The following is a 21,109-nucleotide window of genomic DNA, read 5'->3' as shown; positions in this document are numbered from 1 at the left end:
GGGATGGAATGTTAGGTATTGTAATCACCGGGCATGGTCGTTTCGCCAGCGGTTTGTTGCAAGCAGTGGAACAGATAGTAGGGCAACAGCCCCAATGTTGCGCTGTCGATTTTCCGGAAGGAGTCAGTACGGAACAATTGCTGGTGTTGTTGGAGGAGGCTTGCATTGTCTGCGACAGTGGTGATGGTGTGATTATTCTCAGTGATTTACTGGGGGGGTCACCGTTCCGGCAGGCGGCACAACTCGCGATAACCAATCCACATTATGAAGTTATCACGGGGACTAATATGCAACTGGCGGTAGAAATGATGTTGGATCGTGAGGGGCTGGTGCCAAAAGCATTTCGTGATATGGCGCTAGAGTGTGGGCGGCGCGGGTTGACTAGCCTGTGGCATGAACAGCAGAAACAGGGATATAGCAGCCCAAATTTGGATGGTATCTAAGGAGCTTATATGTATCTGATTTCCAGTCGTCAAATGCTGAAAAAAGCTCTGCGTGAAGGCTATGCAGTCCCTGCTTTTAATGTCCACAATCTGGAAACGGTTCAGGTGGTAGCGGAAACCGCGGCACGTCTGGCATCCCCCGTGATTCTAGCGGGTACACCAGCTACCTTTAGCTATGCGGGTACTGACTATTTGGTGTCGATTTGTCAGGAAGCGGCGCGTTGTCATAATTTGCCGCTGGCGTTACATCTCGATCATCATGAGGAATTGGAGGATATCAGCCATAAAGTGACCGTAGGTGTGCGTTCGGTAATGATTGATGGCTCGCATTTACCCTTTGAAGAGAATATTCGTAAAGTGACTGAAGTGGTACGATTTTGCCATCGTTACGATGTTAGCGTTGAGGCGGAATTGGGGCGGCTGGGGGGACAGGAAGATGATTTGAATGTTTCCAACGCCGATAGCTTCTTTACCGATCCGCTGGCAGCGAAAGCCTTTGTGGCCCGTACCGGTATCGATTCGCTAGCGGTAGCGATTGGTTCTGCTCATGGTTTGTATCATGGTGAACCTCATCTGGATTTTGAGCGGTTAGCGGCGATCAGGGAACAGGTAGATATTCCGTTAGTGTTGCATGGTGCGTCGGGTATTCCTGAAGCTATGGTACATCAGGCGATTGCGCTTGGCGTTTGTAAAGTCAATGTAGCAACTGATCTGAAAATTGCTTTTGCTGATGCAGTAAAAAGCTATTTTATTCAGCATCCGGATGCGAATGATCCACGCAAATATATCGTGCCAGGAAAGCAGGCTATGCAGGCAGTGGTTGAAGAAAAGATTCAGATTTGTGGCAGTGCAGGTAAGTTGTAAAGGTAAGGTTCTGTTTTTTCAATTATCTGATAAAGGAAATTGCTGTGAAAATAAGAACGTTAAATAAAATTACGCTTAGTTTGTTAGCCAGTTCTGTGCTGTGTAGTACATCGGTTTGGGCGGGTAGTTGGCAGTTGCAGGGGGATAATTACCGCGTGGCTGTTAGCGACGAGCAGGGTAAAACCACTCAGTTAAAATTTGAGAACCCGAAAAACCGCGATCAAATTATCACTGACAATCTGTTTGAAATCACGTTGAAATCAGGAGAGAAGCTTGCGGCTAAAGATTTTCAGATTACTGATATCAGCAAAAAGCACAATCGTATTGTTGTCTCCCTGAAACATGGCGACATACAGGTAAAAAATATAATTACTGTGGAGGATAAAGATAAATACGGCTCGTTTGAAATCACCATTACACCGCAAGAAAACGCGTTGGAGCTCAGCTCTGTCTCGTTGATGCCATTTCGCTCTACAATTCCTTTTGTTCACGGCTCTATCGTCAGTTCACCGATTATCAGCGATAGCTTCTTTATTGTTCCTGGTAATCCATTGATTAACACTGAGGCTTATAAAGGCAGCGTTTCGCAAAAAATTGCACTCTCTATCCCGTTGGAGCCGGGGAAAACGTTAAGTTATAAGACGTATATTGGTGTTTATCAGGAAGGGCAATTGCGGCGCAACGTCAATGAGTTTTTGAACAATGCTCGTCCGCGTAAATATAGTCCTTACCTACATTACAACTCTTGGTACGATATTGGTTTCTTCACGCCTTATACCGAACAGGAGGCGTTGACCCGTATCAATCAGTTTGGGCAGGAGTTGGTGACTAAGCGCGGTGTGACGTTGAATGGTTATCTGTTTGATGATGGTTGGGATAACCTCAAAGGAGATTGGGGTTTTAGTCAGGCGTTTCCCCATGAGTTCAAAAATCTTAAACAGGCAGCAGATCAATATCGTACTCGTTTAGGTATTTGGCTTTCTCCTTGGGGCGGTTATGGCCCACCTGGTGAGCAACGTGTTTCTCATGCGGCGGAGTTTGGTTATGAAGTAATAGATGGCAGATTTGCGCTTTCAGGCCCTAATTATTACGCCAATTTCCATAACCGGGTGCTCAACTTAATTCAACAACAAAATGTATCCATGTTTAAGTTAGATGGCACTGGCAATGCTGATCGTGTGATTAAAGGGAGTTCATTCACCAGTGATTTTGATGCGGCTATCCATCTAATTGAAGATATGCGCAGTACAAGAAACGATCTGTTTATCAACTTGACGACCGGCACCAAAGCCACGCCTTCCTGGCTATTTTTCGCCGATTCTATTTGGCGTGGTGGCTATGATGTTGAGTTTTACGGTAAAGGTTCCAAAGTGCAGCAGTGGCTTACCTACCGTGATGCGGAAACTTATCGTAATGTCGTAAGAAAGGGGCCGCTGTTCCCACTGAATTCGTTGATGCTACATGGCATTGTTTATGCTAAACAGGCTAGGCATCTGGATAAACAGTCACCTAAAGATTTTTCTGATCAAGTCTGGAGCTATTTTGGCAGCGGTACTCAGTTACAGGAGATGTATGTGACGCCTGAACTGTTGACTATAGAGGATTGGGATACGCTGGCAAACGCGGCTAAATGGTCAGAGAAAAACCAAGATGTATTGTTTGATACCCATTGGATTGGGAAAGATCCCACGGATCTAGAGGTGTACGGTTGGGGAGCCTGGAGTCCGAAAAAGTCGATTATTACTTTGCGCAATCCTGCGGATGAAGTGAAACAATATTATCTGGATCTGCAAAGCGATCTCGAATTACCTGATGATCAACCTTCGGTATATGACGTTAATATCGATTATGGTGAGAACAACTCGGTGCCGAAGTTTATCAATAAAACGGCGCTGATTACCCTTCAGCCGTTAGAGACACTGACCTTTTCTCTGACGCCATCGAAATAATCACAGTGTTATTAACCTGCCCTGAATAAACTATTTTATTCGGGGCAACGATTATTTGGGTAAACTTGATCCAATTCACAAAAGTTCAGAAAAATTAAAGAAAAAATGGCCGATTCCGATAATATATCAATTAACTATAAATATAAATGGAGTTATAAGATGAAATATGATCCCCGTTTAAGAACATTTGTTGAGGATGATTATAGATATGAGGACCATCTTAATTTTAAGAAACAAATATACCCAATAGATTTCAAGTTGCAGCGCGGCGGCAAGTGAACGAATCCCCAGGAGCATAGATAACTATGTGACTGGGGTGAGTGAAAGCAGCCAACAAAGCAGCAACTTGAAGGATGAAGGGTATAGATGATCAAAGATATAAAGACCTTGAAATACAGTTAAATACAAACCAAGAACATTATGGTATTACTAACTCAAGACGAAGCTCTAACTTACTTGAAAACGTTTGAGAATGATCTTAAATCATGGCGAGATTCTATTTATTCAGTAGCTGATCCATTGTCAAATTTTGCTGGAAATATAAAAGATGCTCCTGGAGTTTTTAAAGTAGCCAAACATTTCAAACCTATAGATGTAGGAATAATTACTCATATAGTAAATGAACTAAAAGGAAAAGGCGTAAAAGCTAAAGAATATCTAGGTAAGAATGGTGTAAGATATATAAAGTTATCTGGTTATCCAGCGGTTAGACGATATTTGAATACGACAAGATATCTCATCGATAATAAAAAAATAATAGAGGTTGGAGTAGGGTCTGTCGCTATGGAAGGTAGTATTGTTTCAGGTGCTAAGTTCTGCATTGTATTTTCTGCTGCATATAGAGCTGTCGAATTATTGCTTAAGGATGAATATGGTCTAACGGATTTTTTTGTTAATGTATCAATGGACATAGCAAAGTTAATTGTATCTACGACAATAGCTAGGCTTGCCGTTGGAGCAATAGTAACTTCGCCAATTTTTGCTATTGGGGCTAGTGCTACCCTTGTAGCTATTGGAATTTTTGCTGCTGGACTCGGTGTTGCTTATGTTTTATATTTGTTAGATAACGAATTTAAAATTAGTGAAACTATAATTAAAAAACTTAAAGAGCATAAGATAAAATCACCTACACCTTATCACACAGACCAATTTTTCAATATGTGGGGTAAATATTCTCGTGGGTAATGTAAACAGATTAAAAGTATTTGTAGTCGCAGCAGCATTTATGTGTGTTGCTGTGATTGCTGGATTAGCATCGATAAATGATTATATTTCGTTTATAACTAGAAATGAAATTATTACGTTTTCAGCCAAAAGCGCTTGGTTTATTTGGGTTAGTCCATTATGTATGTATTTTTCTTTATTGCTATTCAAATACCTTATAACCAAAAAACAGGTGGTATTCAATAATAAAATAGGGAGTGTTTTTGGTATCTTAGCTGTAATAGGGTTTATTTTTAATTTGTTTTTTTCTTTTTATGTTGATTTTAAACTAAAAGATGAAAATTATTTTACATGTGCTAAATCATCATGGATGGCACCTAATAAATATGTAAAAGATATCTCTCTATGTAAATAAGCATAGCATGCTGCTATGCTTATTTTCACTGTCATTCTTAAACCACCATCCTTGGGAGATGGTAATTGTTTAATAGGTTCTATCGTCCTATATATTATAGGCAGATGTGCCGGTTGTAACAGGGAAACTTGATCTAATTCATAAAAATTCAGAAAAATTAAAGAAAAAATAGCCGGGTCAGAGATAATAGCCAGGTTGGTAAGGAGCCACTTTACTCATTGTTACCACAGTCTTTAGTGCTACTGCTATAACTTTTAGTGTTTTTGTCGTTGGGGGGATAATGTGGTTAGATAACGAATATAAAATTAGCAAAAGTATAATTAAAAAATTAAAAGAATGTAAGACAAAACATCCTTCACCTTATCATCCAGATCAATTTTTTAATATGTGGGGTAGATATTCTTGTGGATGATTTAAATATTAAAACTAGAGTGAAAGTATTTATGCTGTCACTCATATTTATGAGTATTTCTATATTTGGTGGGATTTCATCAATAATTGATTATAAAGAATTTTTAACTAGAAGTGACATAATTACGTTTTCGAGTAAAAGTTCTTGGTTTATTTCGTTTAGTCCTTTATCTATGTACTTTTCCTTAAAGTTTATTAAATTCACAATAGTTAATCATAAGGTGGCATTCAACAATAAAATAGGAAGTATTTTTACATTTATAGGTATGATTGGATTTATTTTTACTTTGTTTTTTTCTTTTTATGTTGAGTTTAAACTAAAAGATGAAAATTATTTCACATGTGCTAAATCATCATGGATAGCACCTAATAAATATGTAAAAGATATCTCTCTATGTAAACAAGCATAGCATGTTGCTATGCTTATTTTTACTGTCATTCTTAAACCATCTCCTTGGGAGGTAGTAATTGTTTAATAGGTTTGATCGTCCTATATATTATAAGCAGATGGGCCGGCTATAACAGAGAAATTTGATCCAATTCACAAAAGTTCAGAAAAATTAAAGAAAAAATAGCCGGGTCCGATAAGATATCAATTAACTATATACCCAATAGATTTCGAGTTGCAGCGCGGCGGCAAGTGAACTAATCCTCAGGAGCATAGATGACTATGTGACTGGGGTGAGTGAAAGCAGACAATAAAGCAGCAACTTGAAGGATGAAGGGGATAAATATAAACGGAGTTATAAGATGAAATATGATCCACGTTTAAGAACATTTGTTGAGGATGATTATAGATATGAGGAACATCTTAATTTTAAGAAACAAATAGATGATCAAAGATATAAAGACCTTGAAATACAGTTAAATACAAACCAAGAACATTATGCATTACTAACTCAAGACGAAGCTCTAACTTACTTGAAAACGTTTGAGAATGATCTTAAATCATGGCGAGATTCTATTTATTCAGTAGCTGATCCATTATCAAATTTTGCTGGAAATGTAAAAGATGCTCCTGGAGTCTTTAAAGTAGCCAAACATTTCAAGCCTATAGATGTAGGAATAATTACTCATATAGTAAATGAACTAAAAGGAAAAGGTGTAAAAGCTATAGAATATCTAGGTAAGAATGGTGAAAGATATATAAAGTTATCTGGTTATCCAGCGGTTAGACGATATTTGAATGCGACAAGATATCTCATCGATAATAAAAAAATAATAGAGGTTGGAGTAGGGGCTGTCGCTATGGAAGGTAGTATTGTTTCAGGTGCTAAGTTCTGCATTGTATTTTCTGCTGCATATAGAGCTGTCGAATTACTGCTTAAGGATGAATATGGTCTAACGGATTTTTTTGTTAATGTATCAATGGATATGGCGAAGTTAATTGTATCTACGACAATAGCTAGGTTGGCAATTGCAGGAGCAACTTCGCTCATTGTTACCACAGCCTTTAGTGCTACTGCCATAGCTTTCGGTGTTTTTGTCGTTGGAGTGGCTGTTGTTTGGGGGTTAATGTGGTTAGATAATGAATTAAAAATCAGTGAAAGTATAATTAAAAAATTAAAAGAATATAAGACAAAACATCCTTCACCTTATCATCCTGATCAATTTTTCAATATGTGGGGTAAATATTCTCGTGGGTAATGTAAATGCTACATCTAGAGTGAAAATATTTATTTCTGCACTCATATTCATGAGTGTTTCTATATTTGGTGGGCTAGCATCAATAATTGATTATCTAGGGCTTTTAACTAGAAGTGACATTATTACATTTTCAACCAAAAGCTCTTGGTTTATTTGGTGTAGCCCACTGTGTATGTATTTATCTTTGCTATTATTTAAGTCTCTTTTAAATAAAAAAAAGATAACTTTAAGTAATAAAAACAAGGTAACTTTGAGTAGTAAAATCGGAGGAGCTTTTACCTTTATAGGTATGATTGGATTTGTTTTTACTTTGTTTTTTTCTTTCTATGTTGATTTTAAACTTAAAGATGAAAATTATTTTACATGTGCTAAATCATCATGGATGGCACCGAATAAATATGTAAAAGATATCTCTCTATGTAAATAAGCATAGCATGCTGCTATGCTTATTTTTATCGACATCATTAAACCACCTCCTGGGGAGGTGGTGATTATTTAATAGGTTCGGTCGTCCCATATACTATAGGCAGATGTACCGGCTGTTATATGATTCCATGAAATGGATTTGTAATTTAGAAAAACCCTTTCATATGGCATGGCATCAAAATCATTTATAGAATGCGGGTATATACAAGAAATATCTGTGATAGTGGCTTCAGTAATTTTTACTTCATAAAATAATTCTAATTGCCCAGCTTGACCAGTTCTGTAAAAAATAAAAACACCATTTAGAGATTCGTTTGAATCTATTGCCATAGCTAACAATGGTGATGACTTATCTACTGGTTTAATGAATTGTATGGGCTGATGACTAACATTCTGCTGCCTTGTTATTGTATGGTTTAAACTCAATACCTGTATTTGGTCCTCGTGTCCATTTTGATACCTATTTCCTATTGAATCTAGGGTTGAACACCCAGCAGAGATCAGTCCTTGCTTTTTACCATTCAAAGACAAATAAATCATGTATGACATAAAATTACTATCCTAAATTTTTATAATTAAACTTAATATTCTAAGTAAGTGAAGTATGTAACCTAATACATAAGTAAAAATTACAATAGTAATATAAATCAAGAAATAGAAATCTAAAATATTGTTTGCTACTTGCATTAAAATTAATTGTAAAAATGGTGATTCAAATCACAATTTTATTTTTTGATTTAATTGTTTAATGGCTGGTTTTAAAGAAAAATTTATTCAAATCTCTAAATTTTGAGTATTTATCTTCAGTTCCCAATGTGGTTCTAAAGTCATTAAGGCTAACTTAAGGAGCAGGCATAGACAAATGAGTTGAACTTTTCTTGATGTCGACGATTTTTGTCGTGCTTTCCTTGAGTGATGTTATGACCTGCTGAGAGATTACAACGTAATTGCAGCCATTTATCACCTTATCGAACAGATTAAAACAGAGTGTCAGTCCTCAACAAGGAAACTTGATCCAATTCACAAAAGTTCAGGAAAACTAAAGAAAAAATTGTCGATTCCGATAATATATCAATTAACTATAAATATAAATGGAGTTATAAGATGAAATATGATCCCCGTTTAAGAACATTTGTTGAGGATGATTATAGATATGAGGACCATCTTAATTTTAAGAAACAAATAGAAGATCAAAAATATAACCGTATGCTATTGGAATTGGAACATCAATTTAAACTAAACCAAGAGGTTATTGCTTTATTAACAGAGGATGAGGCAATAGCTTATATAAAAGCACTAGATCATAATTTCTATAATAAATGGAAAAATAATGTTAAAACCTTTTATTCATATGCTGATCCAGCTTCATCATTTGCTGGCAATATAAAAGATTCTTATGGCGTGGCAAAAATAGTAAATGATTTAAGAAGTTTCAGTATTAAGGCAACGGAATATGCTGGGAAAGATGGTAAAAGATATATAAAATTAACTGGTTATCCTGGTGTAAGAGACTATTTAAACGCCACAAGGTATCTTGCTAATAATCCACGTATAGTATCTTTTGGAGTAGGTACTCTAGGTATTCATGATGGGATTGTTAAAGGTGCTAGATTCGGTATAGTGTTTTCAGCTGCATATAGAGCAATTGAGTTAATACTTAAAGATGATTATGGATTAGTTGATTTGTTTGTTAACTTAACAATGGATGGTGCAAAATTAGCGGTATCAACAGGAGTTGCTTTGGGCGTTAATTCACTAATAGCAGCCCCACTCTTAACTATAGGGTGGAGTCTTTTGGCTGTAACTATTGGCGTTTTTGCTCTTGGGGTTGGAGTTTCGTTTGCTTTATATTGGTTGGATGATTATTTTAAAATTAGTGAAAGCATAATTAAAAATATAAAAAATAGAAAAAGAAATGTTCTTGTGGGAACACCTGCGGCAGATCAATTTTTTAATATGTGGGGTAGATATAGCCATGGATAATATAAATAAAATAAAAATATACTTAGGTTCGTCATTTGTCTTTTTTATGGCGGCCTTATTCGTATTTTTCTCATTAAATGATTATATAGGTTTTTTTAGACGTGATAGCGTTATTACATTCTCATGGAAGAGTGCGGGATTTATTTGGTTTACTCCTTTACTTATTCATATTTCTTATGTTTTATTACGGATTGCTAAAGATAGAACAAAAGATCTCAATAGTAAAATTGGGGACTATATTTCGTGTATATCAATAATGGGGTTTATTCTTACTTTATTTGTGTCTTTTTATGTTGATGATAAGTTAAAGACAGAGGGGTATATAACGTGTAGTAAATCATCATGGATGGCACCTAATAAATATGTAAAAGATATCTCTCTATGTAAATAAGCATAGCATGCTGCTATGTTTATTTACATTGTCATTCTTAAACCACCTCTTGGGGAGGTGGTAATTGTTCAATAGGTGTGATAGTCCCATGTATTATAGGCAGATGGGCCGGCTGTAACAGGGAAACTTGATCCAATTCACAAAAGTTCAGAAAAATTAAAGAAAAAATGGCCGATTCCGATAAGATATCAATTAACTATAAATAGAGTTATAAGATGAAATATGATCCCCGTTATTAACAGAGGATGAGGCAATGGCTTATATAAAAACACGAGATCATAATTTCTATAATAAATGGAAAAATAATGTTAAAACCTTTTATTCATATGCTGATCCATCTTCATCATTTGCTAGCAATATAAAAGATTCTTATGGAGTGGCAAAAATAGTAAATGATTTAAGAAGTTTTAGTGTGGAAGCAACAGAGTATTTTGGTAAGGATGGAAGAAAGTATATAAAGTTATCAGGTTACCCTGGTGTAAGAAACTATTTAAATGCTACAAGGTATCTTGCTAATAATCCCCGTATAGTGTCTTTTGGGGTAGGTACGCTAGATATTGAAGCTGGAATTGCCCAAGGTGCTAGATTTGGTGTAGTATTTTCAGCCGCATATAGATTAGTTGAGTTAATATTTAAAGACGAATATGGATTAGTTGATTTGTTCGTTAACTTAACAATAGATGGTGCAAAATTAGCTATCTCAATAGGTATTGCTACGGCCGCTAATACTCTACTGGTTTCTCCACTCTTAGCTATAGGGGGGAGTCTTATGCTTGTAACCCTTGGCGTTTTTGCTATCGGGTTTTTAACTTCTCTTGCTTTATATTGGCTAGATGACCACTTTAAAATGAGTGAAACTGTAATTAAAAATATAAAGAATAAAAAAATAAATTCGACACCATATCATCCAGATCAGTTTCTTAATATGTGGGGGAGGTTTAGCCGTGGATAATATAAATGAAAATAAAGCAAAATTATATTTAGGGATTTTATTGCTTCTTTTTATGGCAATGTTGTCTATAATGTTTTCATTTAGTGATTATGTCGGTTTTTTTAAGGGTGATGGTGTTATTACATTCTCATGGAAAAGCGCGGGAGCTATTTGGTTTAGTCCTGTGTTGATTTATCTTGCTTATCTTTTATATAGAATTTCCTTGGGTAACATGAAACGTCTTAATAGTAAAATAGGAGATTATGTTTCCTATGTGTCAATAGCCGGTTTTATTCTTACTTTATTTGTGTCTTTTTATGTTGATGATAAATTAAAGACAGAGGGGTATATAACGTGTAGTAAATCGTCATGGATGGCACCTAATAAATATGTAAAAGATATCTCTCTATGTAAATAAGCATAGTATGCTGCTATGTTTATTTACATTGTCATTCTTAAACCACCTCTTGGGGAGGTGGTAATTGTTCAATAGGTGTGATCGTCCTATGTATTATAGGCAGATGGGCCGGCTGTTATATGATTTCATGAGATGAATTTTTAATTTAGAAAAAAACTTTCATATGGTATGGCATTAAAATAATTTATAGAATGCGGGTATATATACCCAATGGATTTCAAGATGCATCGCGACGGCCAGGGAGCGAATCCCCGGGAGCATAGCTAACTATGTGACCGGGGTGAGAGAGTGCAGCCAACAAAGAGGCAACTTGAAAGATGACGGGTATAAAAGAAATATCAGTAATAGTGGCTTCAGTAATTTTTACTTTACAGAATAATTCCAATTGTCCGGCTTGACCAGTTTTGTAAAAAACAAAATCACTATTATAGAGATTCGTTGAATAAACTATTTTATTCAGGGCAGTGATTATTTGGGGAAACTATTGTGATGGTGTTTTATTAGATGTTGGAGCAGTTAAAAATCCGACCAACCCAGTTTTATGGGCTAATATGAATCATAAGAAGATCTTGTCAGAATTGCCTGTGACTGAGCGGTAGGGTAAGTCACAGTAATTGTTTTTTAAGAATCCATTTAAAGGACAAAATTAATGAAAGCGTTGATTGTAGTTGATATGTTGAACGATTTTGTCACAGGAGCACTCGCTAATGAGGCGTATGCGATGAAGATCGTACCGGTAATTAAACGGTTGATTAATTACGCCCGATGCCAACCTGATTGGCTGGTAGTTTATGCTAATGATGCTCACCGAGCCGATGATCGGGAAATGAGTATCTGGGGCAGACATGCAATGGCCGGAACTCCTGGTGCTAATGTTATTGAGGCTCTGGCTCCTGTCGGAGCAGATCGTGAAATTGTTTCACCTAAGCGATTTTATGGGGCTTTTGATGGCACCAATTTGGAAGAGGTTTTTAGAGAGTATGGTGTGACGGAAGTGGTGCTAACCGGCCAACATACTCATTGTTGTGTCAGACATACTGCTTATGGTGCGTTTGTGCGTGGTTATCGAATTAAGGTGTTGTCAGATGCTGTGTGTGTCTTTCCCGGTGTCGATCAACAAGCAGCTCTTGATTATCTTAAATCTATTTATGGGGCGGAAATCACAACCAGTACTGCGCTAGATGTATAATCAGGATAATTTGTTTGTAAAGCTATTAAGAAATGATCTGGCAAATACCTGAAAATAGAGTATCTGCCAGCTAAATGTAAATTAGTGAAACCTAAATACTAGGTAAATTACGACCATAATAAATTTCTTGTATCTCTTTTTTCAAGAGATGGGTAATTTCCTGCTTTTCAGTTTCACTGAGTTGCTCTGGTGTGGCATTAAATAGATAATCATTCAGGTCAAATCTTTTTAGCATCATTTTTGTATGAAATAGATTTTCTTGATAAATATTTACATCCATCATGTAATACTGCGATTGTACTTCTTCAGTCATATAATTCTGAATAGAACTGATTTCGTGATCGATATAGTGTTTCACGCCATTAACATCTCTGGTGAAACCACGGACGCGGTAATCCATTGTGACAATGTCAGACTCCAGTTCGTAGATCAGATAATTGAGCGCTTTGAGAGGTGAAATAACACCGCAGGTCGATACCTCAATATCAGCTCGAAAAGTGCATATGCCACCATCTGGATGGCTTTCTGGGTAAGTGTGAACACAGATATGGCTCTTATCCAAATGAGCAACAACATAATCAGGTAATGGACCTGGATTTTCGGTATTATCCACATTCTTTGGGTCGATCGGCTCTTCGCTGACAAGAATAGTGACACTGGCCCCCTGTGGTTCATAGTCCTGGCGGGCAATGTTTAAAATATTTGCACCAATGATCGAGCAGGTCTCGCTGAGAATTTCCGTTAAACGATTAGCATTATATTGTTCGTCAATGTAAGCGATATAACTATCCCGATCGGCTTGGCTTTTTGCATAACAGATATCATAAATACAAAAACTCAGGCTTTTTGTCAGGTTATTAAAGCCGTGCAATTTCAACTTGTGCAATTTATTTCACCTCCTGGCTAATAGGTGATTATTAGTTTATAGATAGTGCATCCAGCAAATATTGCGGTAAGGCAAAGCTACCTGCGTGAACGGCTGGGTTGTAATAGCGGCAGGTGAAGCCTGCGCGGTTGAAGCGCTGTTGTAGCGTTACTAGATCTACATGACGTAATGTCGGGTTTTGACTTGCCCATGCAAAGGTCATAATTCCGCCATAATAGGTTGGAATGGCCGCTTGATAGAAACTGCTGTCAATGAAATAGCGGTTTAGTTTTTTATGACTGGTGACTGCTTCATCCTGTTGCAGGAAACAGACTCCATTCTGTGCAACGAAGATACCCCCTTCATTCAGGCAGCGTTGGCAACCTTGATAGAATTCAGATGTAAATAACCCTTCGCCAGGTCCGATCGGATCAGTGCAATCAGAGATAATGACATCAAATTTCTGATCGGTGGTATTAACGAAATTAACCCCATCATCGATGATTAGCTGGAAGCGAGGATCGTTATAAGCACCGGCATTATGCTTAGGCAGATATTGGCGGCAAAATTCAACGACGCCAGCATCAATCTCAACCATAGTGATATTGTCAAGGTATTGATGGCGACAGACTTCACGTAACATACCGCCATCACCGCCACCGATAATCAACACTCGCTTGGCGCTACCATGGGAGAATAGAGGAACGTGGGTCATCATTTCGTGGTAGATAAATTCATCACGTTCAGTCGTTTGTACCGTACCATCCAACGCCATAATGCGGCCTAACTCTGCATTCTCGAAAATAATCAGATCTTGATGGTCGGTTTTATCATGATAGAGCACTTTATCGACCGAAAAATACTGACCAAAATTGGCATGCAGGGTTTCGTGCCAAATTTCTTTTTGTGACATGTCCCAGCTTTCCTCCACTGTGACAACTGTGAAAATTGGGCCACATAATAGCCAACAATTCTCATAGTTGCACGGTGAAATTTACTCCTTAAGGAGTAGTAGGAAAAGGGCTATTTAACGTAGGCGAATAAACTCAGGGAATCTCTGGCGAGCGCATGGCACTTTATCGCATTGGATAGGTAAATACCTTTCAGATCCTGATAGCTTTCTTCATTAAGTGTGTTCATCAATTGGCTGTTGTAGTTATTTAAATCCCACTTGTTACGCTGGGCAAAATAGATAATGGCTCGTTTAATTTCCCGGTCAGGAATTTGGCTGTAACCGCAGTCATATTTTAGGTAGATAAACACTGCTGTTAGATCTGCCAGATCTTCAGCTTCATCTTCTGTCAGCGCTTTTGCGGGGTGAGAAAAACCGAAAAGAACTAATATGTAAATCAAGAGGGGTAATTTTCGCATCTGTCTTATTATAATCAACTCATGTCAGGTTACGTTAACATATTAATATCTTTTTTCGCTAAAATTTATTTTTTTAAATTATTGTAAAGATCGACCTAAATCACATTCCCATCACTTGACCTTCCTGTAAGGGGAACCTTTAGGTTTCTTCTTTTTATCGTTTATTTTCGGTTGATTTAATCAGGAAATGAATATGCAACGACGTGATTTTATTAAATTAGGTGCTGTTATTGGTGTATCCAGTATGTTGCCTGTATGGAGCCGTTTCTCCTTAGCTGAATCTTATCCGGCACTACCTATCCCCCCGCAACTGGAGCCAGATGCGACAGGTAAAATCGCTATTGAAATCAAAGCGGGAAAATCCAGTTTTAAAGCAGGAACGGTGACTAAGACTTGGGGTTACAACGGTGATTTGCTCGGTCCGGCACTGAAATTGACTTCTGGTGAACCCGTTACTATCGATATTCGTAATCATCTACCAGAAGAGACCACGGTTCACTGGCATGGTCTGGAGATTACTGGCGAGGCAGATGGTGGCCCGCATGCGATGATTGCGCCAGGTGGGAGTCGGACGGTTAGTTTTACGCCTGAACAACCGGAAGCAACTTGTTGGTTTCACCCACATACGCATGGCAAGACGGGTTATCAGGTTGCAATGGGGCTTGGTGGATTAGTACTGATTGAAGATGAGAACAGTATTAATACGGGTTTACCAAATCGATGGGGCGTGGATGATATTCCGGTGGTGTTGCAGGATAAGCGCTTGAATAACGAGGGACAAATTGATTATCAACTGGATGTAATGAATGCGGCTGTGGGTTGGTTTGGCGATATGCTGCTGACCAATGGTGTTGTCTTGCCTCAACATACTGCACCACGAGGTTGGTTACGTCTGCGATTGCTGAATGGCTGTAATGCCCGTAGTCTCAATATTGCGACCAGTGATGGCCGTCAATTGTATGTTGTTGCCAGTGATGGAGGCTTGTTAGCGGAGCCAGTGGCAGTTAATGAGTTGCCGCTTTTGGCAGGAGAACGTTTTGAGATAGTGATAGATGGTTCGGATGGCAAACCTTTTGATCTGGTAACCTTACCTGTGGTTCAGATGGGTATGACATTACCGCCATTTGATCAGCCGCTACCAGTTTTGCGTATTCAACCGTTATTGACGTCGAGTCGCACGATATTGTCGGAGCAGCTTGTAACGCTTCCTGCATTGCCTTCCCTTATAGGATTGAACAGGCGTCATTTGCATCTGGCGATGGATAGTCGTTTGGATATGCAGGGCATGATGTTGCTGTCTCAGCGCTATGGTGAACAAGCCATGGCAGGTATGGAAATGCATCATGGAAATATGTCTCATGAAAATATGGATCATGGCGGCAGTATGATGAAAGGTGGTCATATGGGCGGTGAATTAAATTTCCGTCACGCGAATACCATCAATGGCCAGGCTTTCTCAATGACAGAACCTGCCTTTGATGTTAAACAGGGGCAATATGAGCGCTGGGTGATTTCGGGGGTTGGCGATATGATGCTGCATCCGTTCCATATCCACGGTACCCGTTTTCGTATTTTGAGTGAAAATGGCCGTAAACCCGCCGCTCACCGCAGTGGTTGGAAAGACATTGTTCATGTGGAAGGTAAGGAAAGTGAAGTGTTGGTTCAATTCAAGCATACAGCGGGAGCCAAACATCCATTTATGGCGCACTGTCATCTGTTGGAACATGAAGATACCGGTATGATGCTGGGTTTTACTGTCAGTAAATAATTGTGCTGACCGCAATGGAGCATAACAAAGCGTTGTACAGGGATTATAAGGCGGTTAAGCGTTCCCCAACAATGAAACGTGGTCAGAAGCGCAATATATTGGCATCGTTAGAACAATTTCTCGGTTAATGGTGAGCTATGTTACTAAATAATAGTTTTGGTGTATGATCTGTAGATTGGTTTCTCTTCTAAATACTATAAACATCCTTATCTTATGCCATACTTGCCTTTAGATATCCTAGGGAAAAGGAACTGTTCAACAATATTGCTAGAAGAACAGTGTATTAATTGGCATGTCAACTGGTTATGATTTTTTATTGATTTTCATATGCTTATTCATTAAAAACAATTGGTTAAATTTATAATGAAACACACTGTAGAAGTTATGATCTCCGAACAGGAGGTTAAGCAACGTATCGCTGAGCTGGGAAAACAGATCACTGAACATTATCGTGATAGCGGTAGTGAATTGGTGCTGGTCGGATTACTGAGAGGCTCCTTTATTTTTATGGCGGATTTATGCCGTGAAATTCAGGTGCCTCATGAAGTAGATTTTATGACGGCCTCCAGTTACGGCAATGGTATGAATTCCACTCGTGATGTGAAAATCATGAAAGATCTGGATGAAGATATTTGTGGTAAGCATGTGCTGATTGTGGAAGACATTATTGATTCAGGTAACACGCTGAATAAAGTGCGTGAAATTTTGGCACTGCGTGAGCCAAAATCATTGGCAATCTGTACCTTACTTGATAAACCTTCCCGCCGTGAGGTTGATGTTCCGGTTGAATGGATTGGTTATTCAATTGAAGATAAATTTGTGGTGGGTTACGGTATTGATTATGCACAACATTATCGCCACCTGCCTTATATCGGGCATGTGATTTTATTGGAAGAGTAATTTTTATCGAGTTTAAAAACGGCAACTTTCGGGTTGCTGTTTTTATTTTGTGATTCAGGAATAATGCATAGGGCTGCGCCCCTATCTGCATTTCAGCACGGGTGCCTAATCCAGCCGTAGAACTATATCAGCAGATATCCCTGGCAGAATTTATTCCAATATGCTGAATACCATGGCTAAAATTTCATTAACTACAGACGTCGGTGCTTCTTCAATTTTTCTTGCCTGTCTTGCATTTAGATCGATTGAACGAATGCTATTCGCTAATAGAACTCCTTGAGTCTGTGTTCCGGTGCCCATCAATGTCACGGCAAAACCTGCAAACCTGGCATAATTTCCTCCTTGTGTTATCGGAATAATAATTGTTAAACCTAATTTGTTAAAATCGTATGGACTTATTACTAAGCATGGCCTTTTATCACCTTGCAGCTCTTGACCAGCGACTGGGTTTAAGCAAGCCTCAACAATATCCCCTCGTTGAAATATTGCCATTACATTTCATTCCCTGTAGGTTTACTGGCATCCCATTCTTTTAATATTTCAGGCATTGGTGCTTCTGAGTCACATAGAGCAAGTAGATCGGCTAATTTGTACTTGGGACGATGGTTTACCGCAGAGATCACGATTTTCCCTTGTTCTTCGACAATTGATAATTGGTCACCCTCTTTCAGGTGGAGGGATTTCAATAGTTGAGCTGGAATAATAGTACCAACAGAGTTCCCAATTTTTCTGACATGAGTGAGCATAGAACTTTCCTCGTAAGTAACGGTTATCACATTGTTGACACTTTAGAGTGGTTTTGCCTAAGTGTCAACATTGTTATTACAGGTAATGTGATTCGATAGCCCATAAAAATGTTCTTTTTCATGAATTATTTTGTTTTCTTTTTATTACCATATGCGTACATTCGTAAAATAAAGAAATTAAAATAGATACTTGATACTTAAATAGGTTGCGATTTAATAAAATTAAAATCTGTATACCCTATGGATTTCAAGATGCATCGCGACGGCAAGGGAGCGAATCCCCGGGAGCATAGATAACTCTGTGACTGGGGTAAGTGAAAGCAGCCAACAAAGCAGTAACTTGAAGGATGAAGGGTATGTACCCAATAGATTTCAAGTTGCAGCGCGGCGGCAAGTGAACGCATCCCCAGGAGCATAGATAACTATGTGACTGGGGTAAGTGAAAGCAGCCAACAAAGCAGTAACTTGAAGGATGAAGGGTATGTAAGTCTTAGTTTAATTACGCTGTAGAAGAGGTTAAATATAATCTTTTCTACAGCGTATTTTGTTAGTTATCTGAAAACTTATTTTTTATTCGTCAGTTTGGATACGGTCTGACGGTAGGCAAGTTCCAACTTTTCGCGACTGTCAGCTGTGACTTCAAGATCTTGTAACTGACCATTATGGATTCCATAAACCCAGCCATGGATCATCACTTTTTGACCTCGTTTCCACGCTGATTGCATAATGGTTGAGTGACCAAGGTTATATACCTGTTCAACAACGTTAATTTCACACAGACGGTTTAAGCGCTCACCCGGTGGCAATTCGCCTAGCATAGAGCTGTGTTTGTACCAAAGATCACGAATATGCAACAGCCAGTTATTAATCAATCCTAGTTCGGTACCATCAATTGCCGCTTCAATACCACCACAACCATAGTGGCCGCAGATAATAATATGTTCAACTTCCAGTACATCTACGGCGTATTGAATAACAGAAAGGCAATTTAAGTCAGTATGAATAACCAAGTTTGCGACATTCCTGTGAACAAATAAGTCGCCTGGAGCAGCATCAATCAGTTTCTCTGCGGGTACTCGACTGTCAGAACAACCAATCCACAAGAAATGAGGTTTCTGCTTTTTTGCTAATTCTTTGAAAAATTTCGGATTCTCTTCGTTAACCGATTCTGACCACTGTTTGTTATTGGCAAGCAGTTCTTCTATTTTTTTCATCATGGTTAATAGCCTGTTAGTGTTTCTTTAAGATAGAATCATATACAACATCAATTGAAATTTTAATATTTTGTTACTGCTTGTTTTTAATCTTTCTGCTGTTTTTGCAAAGAAAGTGAATCAGGAAAGGAGCATTATATTTTCATATTGAGCGCAAAGGCGGCTAGATAATAAAGGTGTTTTTTAATTTATGACTTATGCATTGGAGTTAACGCAGCTTACCAAGACTTACACTGGTGGTATTAAGGCGCTGCGCGGGATTGACCTGAAGGTGGAAGCAGGAGACTTCTACGCATTATTAGGTCCGAATGGTGCAGGGAAGTCCACCACAATCGGCGTTATTAGTTCTCTGGTTAATAAAAGCAGTGGTAAGGTTAAGGTGTTTGGCTACGATATTGATACGGATCTTGTCAATGCTAAACGTCAGTTAGGTCTTGTTCCACAGGAATTTAACTTTAATCCGTTTGAAACGGTGTTGCAGATTGTACTCAATCAGGCAGGTTACTACGGTGTACCTAGGAATGTGGCTCAGGTTAGAGCGAAAACCTATTTGTCTCAGTTGGATCTGTGGGAGAAACGTGATCAACGGGCGATTCGTCTATCCGGTGGTATGAAACGTCGTCTGATGATTGTACGTGCTTTGATGCATCAGCCTAAGTTATTGATCCTTGATGAACCGACAGCGGGTGTCGATATTGAACTTCGTCGTTCGATGTGGAATTTTTTAAAAGAATTAAATACGCAGGGAACCACGATTATTTTAACCACCCATTATTTGGAAGAGGCAGAAATGCTGTGCCGTAATATTGGTATTATTCAGCATGGTGAATTGGTGGAAAACACCAGTATGAAAAATCTGCTTAGTCAGGTCGAGTCTGAAACATTCATCTTCGATCTGGCAACACAAAACCCAATTCTTGAACTAGTAGGATATGACTATCGGCTGTTGGATGCGTCTACTTTGGAAGTGGATGTTCAACGTGGGCAGGGAATAAATGGCGTATTTACCCAATTAAGCGCTCGGGGGGTGCATATTCTGAGTATGCGTAATAAAGCGAATCGCTTGGAAGAGCTGTTTGTTAGCCTGGTCAATAACGTGCAAGGAGGTGGTAAATGATTCAGTTGTATTGGGTGGCACTCAAAACCATCTGGATTAAAGAAATTACCCGTTTTGGTCGTATCTGGGTACAAACTTTATTACCGCCGGTTATTACCATGTCACTCTATTTTATTATTTTCGGTAGTTTGATTGGTTCGCGTATTGGGGAAATGGGGGGCGTGGATTATATGCAGTTTATTGTCCCAGGCCTTATTATGATGTCGGTGATTACTAACTCTTACGCTAATGTTTCTTCCTCTTTCTTTGGGGCGAAATTTCAGCGCAGTATTGAGGAATTACTGGTAGCGCCGGTACCAACGCATATTATTATCACGGGCTTTGTTGGTGGTGGTGTTGCTCGTGGTGTCTGTGTCGGTATTTTGGTGACGTTGGTTTCTCTGCTCTTTGTTCCGCTTCATATTCATTCCTGGTGGATGATTGTTATCACGTTGTTGATGACATCCATTCTGTTTTCATTAGGGGGATTGCTGAATTCAATTTTTGCTAAAACGTTTGATGATATTAGTATTATTCCAACGTTCGTATTAACGCCACTGACCTATCTTGGCGGGGTGTTTTACTCGCTGACATTATTACCCCCATTTTGGCAGGCTGTTTCCAAACTCAATCCGATAGTTTATATGATCAGTGGCTTTCGTTATGGTTTCTTGGGAATTACCGATGTTTCTTTAGTCATAACGTTGGGGGTTTTGGCTGCATTTATTGCAGTTTTTTATCTTGTAGCTTGGTATTTGATTGAAGCGGGGCGGGGATTGAGGACTTAATTGTATACCCTCATCTTTCAAGTTGCTGCTTTGTTGGCTGCTTTCACTCACCCCAGTCACATAGTCATCTATACCCGTCATCTTTCAAGTTGCCTCTTTGTTGGCGGCGCTCACTCACCCCGGTCACATA

At 38.6% G+C, this 21,109-nt stretch carries 24 protein-coding genes and 1 pseudogene; 17 read left to right on the top strand and 8 right to left on the bottom strand.

The features are described 5' to 3' along the window. Positions 1-8 precede the first annotated feature (8 nt). The 8 genes from agaF (at position 9) to BDD30_RS13165 (ending at position 7,320) form a co-directional block, all read left to right on the top strand. Positions 9-443 (top strand): PTS galactosamine/N-acetylgalactosamine transporter subunit IIA, encoded by a 435-nt coding sequence (agaF, locus tag BDD30_RS13205; RefSeq protein WP_012776966.1) that lies wholly within the window; start codon positions 9-11, stop codon positions 441-443. 9 nt (positions 444-452) lie between these two features. Further along, the gene (locus BDD30_RS13200; protein WP_012776967.1) at positions 453-1,307 is read left to right on the top strand and encodes a tagatose bisphosphate family class II aldolase; all 855 of its coding nucleotides are present in this window, start codon (positions 453-455) and stop codon (positions 1,305-1,307) included. Between the two features lie 44 nt (positions 1,308-1,351). After that, entirely contained in the window at positions 1,352-3,256 is a 1,905-nt protein-coding gene (locus tag BDD30_RS13195; protein ID WP_012776968.1) for a hypothetical protein, read from the top strand. Between the two features lie 420 nt (positions 3,257-3,676). Beyond that, a complete protein-coding gene (locus BDD30_RS13190; RefSeq protein WP_012776970.1) occupies positions 3,677-4,441 on the top strand; it encodes a hypothetical protein in 765 nt (254 codons plus the stop codon). Further along, the gene (locus BDD30_RS13185; RefSeq protein WP_012776971.1) at positions 4,434-4,835 is read left to right on the top strand and encodes a DUF1240 domain-containing protein; all 402 of its coding nucleotides are present in this window, start codon (positions 4,434-4,436) and stop codon (positions 4,833-4,835) included. The genes BDD30_RS13190 and BDD30_RS13185 overlap by 8 nt, the downstream gene beginning before the upstream one ends. Before the next feature lie 404 nt (positions 4,836-5,239). After that, a complete protein-coding gene (locus BDD30_RS13175) occupies positions 5,240-5,656 on the top strand; it encodes a DUF1240 domain-containing protein (RefSeq protein ID WP_231849183.1) in 417 nt (138 codons plus the stop codon). A 340-nt stretch (positions 5,657-5,996) separates the two neighbouring features. Next, positions 5,997-6,893 carry a hypothetical protein gene (locus tag BDD30_RS13170; protein ID WP_071823670.1) on the top strand — a complete coding sequence of 299 codons (897 nt, stop codon included), beginning with the start codon at positions 5,997-5,999 and terminating at the stop codon, positions 6,891-6,893. Next, positions 6,886-7,320, top strand: coding sequence for a DUF1240 domain-containing protein (locus BDD30_RS13165; RefSeq protein ID WP_012776975.1), 435 nt, complete (start codon positions 6,886-6,888; stop codon positions 7,318-7,320). The genes BDD30_RS13170 and BDD30_RS13165 overlap by 8 nt, the downstream gene beginning before the upstream one ends. A gap of 68 nt (positions 7,321-7,388) precedes the next feature. On the opposite strand, the gene BDD30_RS13160 is transcribed toward BDD30_RS13165, so the two are convergent. Continuing rightward, the gene (locus BDD30_RS13160) at positions 7,389-7,868 is read right to left on the bottom strand and encodes an Hcp family type VI secretion system effector (protein WP_012776976.1); all 480 of its coding nucleotides are present in this window, start codon (positions 7,866-7,868) and stop codon (positions 7,389-7,391) included. A 196-nt stretch (positions 7,869-8,064) separates the two neighbouring features. Then, positions 8,065-8,145: pseudogene (locus tag BDD30_RS25075) on the bottom strand (hypothetical protein); the annotation flags it as partial. 278 nt (positions 8,146-8,423) lie between these two features. Here BDD30_RS25075 and BDD30_RS13155 point away from each other — a divergent pair. The 5 genes from BDD30_RS13155 to BDD30_RS13130 all read left to right on the top strand — a co-directional run bounded on the left by BDD30_RS13155 (position 8,424) and on the right by BDD30_RS13130 (position 12,231). Next, positions 8,424-9,302 (top strand): hypothetical protein, encoded by an 879-nt coding sequence (locus BDD30_RS13155; protein ID WP_012776977.1) that lies wholly within the window; start codon positions 8,424-8,426, stop codon positions 9,300-9,302. Beyond that, on the top strand, positions 9,295-9,693 hold the full coding sequence (locus BDD30_RS13150) for a DUF1240 domain-containing protein (protein ID WP_041381582.1): 399 nt from the start codon (positions 9,295-9,297) through the stop codon (positions 9,691-9,693). Before BDD30_RS13155 ends, BDD30_RS13150 begins: the two co-directional genes overlap by 8 nt. A 253-nt stretch (positions 9,694-9,946) precedes the next feature. Further along, positions 9,947-10,645 (top strand): hypothetical protein, encoded by a 699-nt coding sequence (locus BDD30_RS13145; RefSeq protein ID WP_012776978.1) that lies wholly within the window; start codon positions 9,947-9,949, stop codon positions 10,643-10,645. Then, positions 10,638-11,042, top strand: coding sequence for a DUF1240 domain-containing protein (locus tag BDD30_RS13140; protein WP_012776979.1), 405 nt, complete (start codon positions 10,638-10,640; stop codon positions 11,040-11,042). Before BDD30_RS13145 ends, BDD30_RS13140 begins: the two co-directional genes overlap by 8 nt. A gap of 649 nt (positions 11,043-11,691) precedes the next feature. Next, complete coding sequence (locus BDD30_RS13130; protein ID WP_012776981.1) at positions 11,692-12,231, top strand: cysteine hydrolase family protein; 540 nt, start codon at positions 11,692-11,694, stop codon at positions 12,229-12,231. Between the two features lie 91 nt (positions 12,232-12,322). On the opposite strand, the gene speD is transcribed toward BDD30_RS13130, so the two are convergent. From speD to BDD30_RS13115, 3 genes are all read right to left on the bottom strand, one after another. Beyond that, positions 12,323-13,117 carry an adenosylmethionine decarboxylase gene (gene speD / locus BDD30_RS13125; protein ID WP_012776982.1) on the bottom strand — a complete coding sequence of 265 codons (795 nt, stop codon included), beginning with the start codon at positions 13,115-13,117 and terminating at the stop codon, positions 12,323-12,325. 31 nt (positions 13,118-13,148) lie between these two features. Continuing rightward, positions 13,149-14,009 carry a polyamine aminopropyltransferase gene (gene speE, locus BDD30_RS13120; protein WP_012776983.1) on the bottom strand — a complete coding sequence of 287 codons (861 nt, stop codon included), beginning with the start codon at positions 14,007-14,009 and terminating at the stop codon, positions 13,149-13,151. Positions 14,010-14,119: 110 nt separating this feature from the next. Then, a complete protein-coding gene (locus tag BDD30_RS13115) occupies positions 14,120-14,467 on the bottom strand; it encodes a YacC family pilotin-like protein (RefSeq protein ID WP_041381584.1) in 348 nt (115 codons plus the stop codon). 193 nt (positions 14,468-14,660) lie between these two features. Here BDD30_RS13115 and cueO point away from each other — a divergent pair, with 193 nt between their 5' ends. Together cueO and hpt are read left to right on the top strand one after the other, a co-directional pair. Beyond that, a complete protein-coding gene (gene cueO / locus BDD30_RS13110) occupies positions 14,661-16,235 on the top strand; it encodes a multicopper oxidase CueO (protein WP_012776985.1) in 1,575 nt (524 codons plus the stop codon). Between the two features lie 363 nt (positions 16,236-16,598). Beyond that, positions 16,599-17,135 (top strand): hypoxanthine phosphoribosyltransferase, encoded by a 537-nt coding sequence (gene hpt, locus BDD30_RS13105; protein ID WP_041381586.1) that lies wholly within the window; start codon positions 16,599-16,601, stop codon positions 17,133-17,135. Positions 17,136-17,285: 150 nt separating this feature from the next. Here hpt and BDD30_RS13100 read toward each other — a convergent pair whose 3' ends face one another. From BDD30_RS13100 to can, 3 genes are all read right to left on the bottom strand, one after another. Beyond that, positions 17,286-17,627, bottom strand: a complete 342-nt coding sequence (locus tag BDD30_RS13100; protein WP_012776987.1) for a type II toxin-antitoxin system ChpB family toxin — start codon at positions 17,625-17,627, stop codon at positions 17,286-17,288. Next, positions 17,627-17,881 carry an AbrB/MazE/SpoVT family DNA-binding domain-containing protein gene (locus tag BDD30_RS13095; protein WP_041381588.1) on the bottom strand — a complete coding sequence of 85 codons (255 nt, stop codon included), beginning with the start codon at positions 17,879-17,881 and terminating at the stop codon, positions 17,627-17,629. Before BDD30_RS13095 ends, BDD30_RS13100 begins: the two co-directional genes overlap by 1 nt. 563 nt (positions 17,882-18,444) lie before the next feature. Next, the gene (can, locus tag BDD30_RS13090; protein WP_012776989.1) at positions 18,445-19,098 is read right to left on the bottom strand and encodes a carbonate dehydratase; all 654 of its coding nucleotides are present in this window, start codon (positions 19,096-19,098) and stop codon (positions 18,445-18,447) included. A 187-nt stretch (positions 19,099-19,285) separates the two neighbouring features. Here can and BDD30_RS13085 point away from each other — a divergent pair, with 187 nt between their 5' ends. Together BDD30_RS13085 and BDD30_RS13080 are read left to right on the top strand one after the other, a co-directional pair. Next, a complete protein-coding gene (locus BDD30_RS13085) occupies positions 19,286-20,212 on the top strand; it encodes an ABC transporter ATP-binding protein (RefSeq protein WP_012776990.1) in 927 nt (308 codons plus the stop codon). Then, the gene (locus BDD30_RS13080; RefSeq protein ID WP_012776991.1) at positions 20,209-20,979 is read left to right on the top strand and encodes an ABC transporter permease; all 771 of its coding nucleotides are present in this window, start codon (positions 20,209-20,211) and stop codon (positions 20,977-20,979) included. Before BDD30_RS13085 ends, BDD30_RS13080 begins: the two co-directional genes overlap by 4 nt. Positions 20,980-21,109 lie beyond the last annotated feature (130 nt).

This window comes from Photorhabdus asymbiotica (assembly GCF_003634575.1).
Lineage (GTDB): Bacteria > Pseudomonadota > Gammaproteobacteria > Enterobacterales > Enterobacteriaceae > Photorhabdus > Photorhabdus asymbiotica.
The sequence above is the reverse complement of the archived record's forward strand: the minus strand, read 5'-3'. Positions and strand labels throughout refer to the sequence as shown.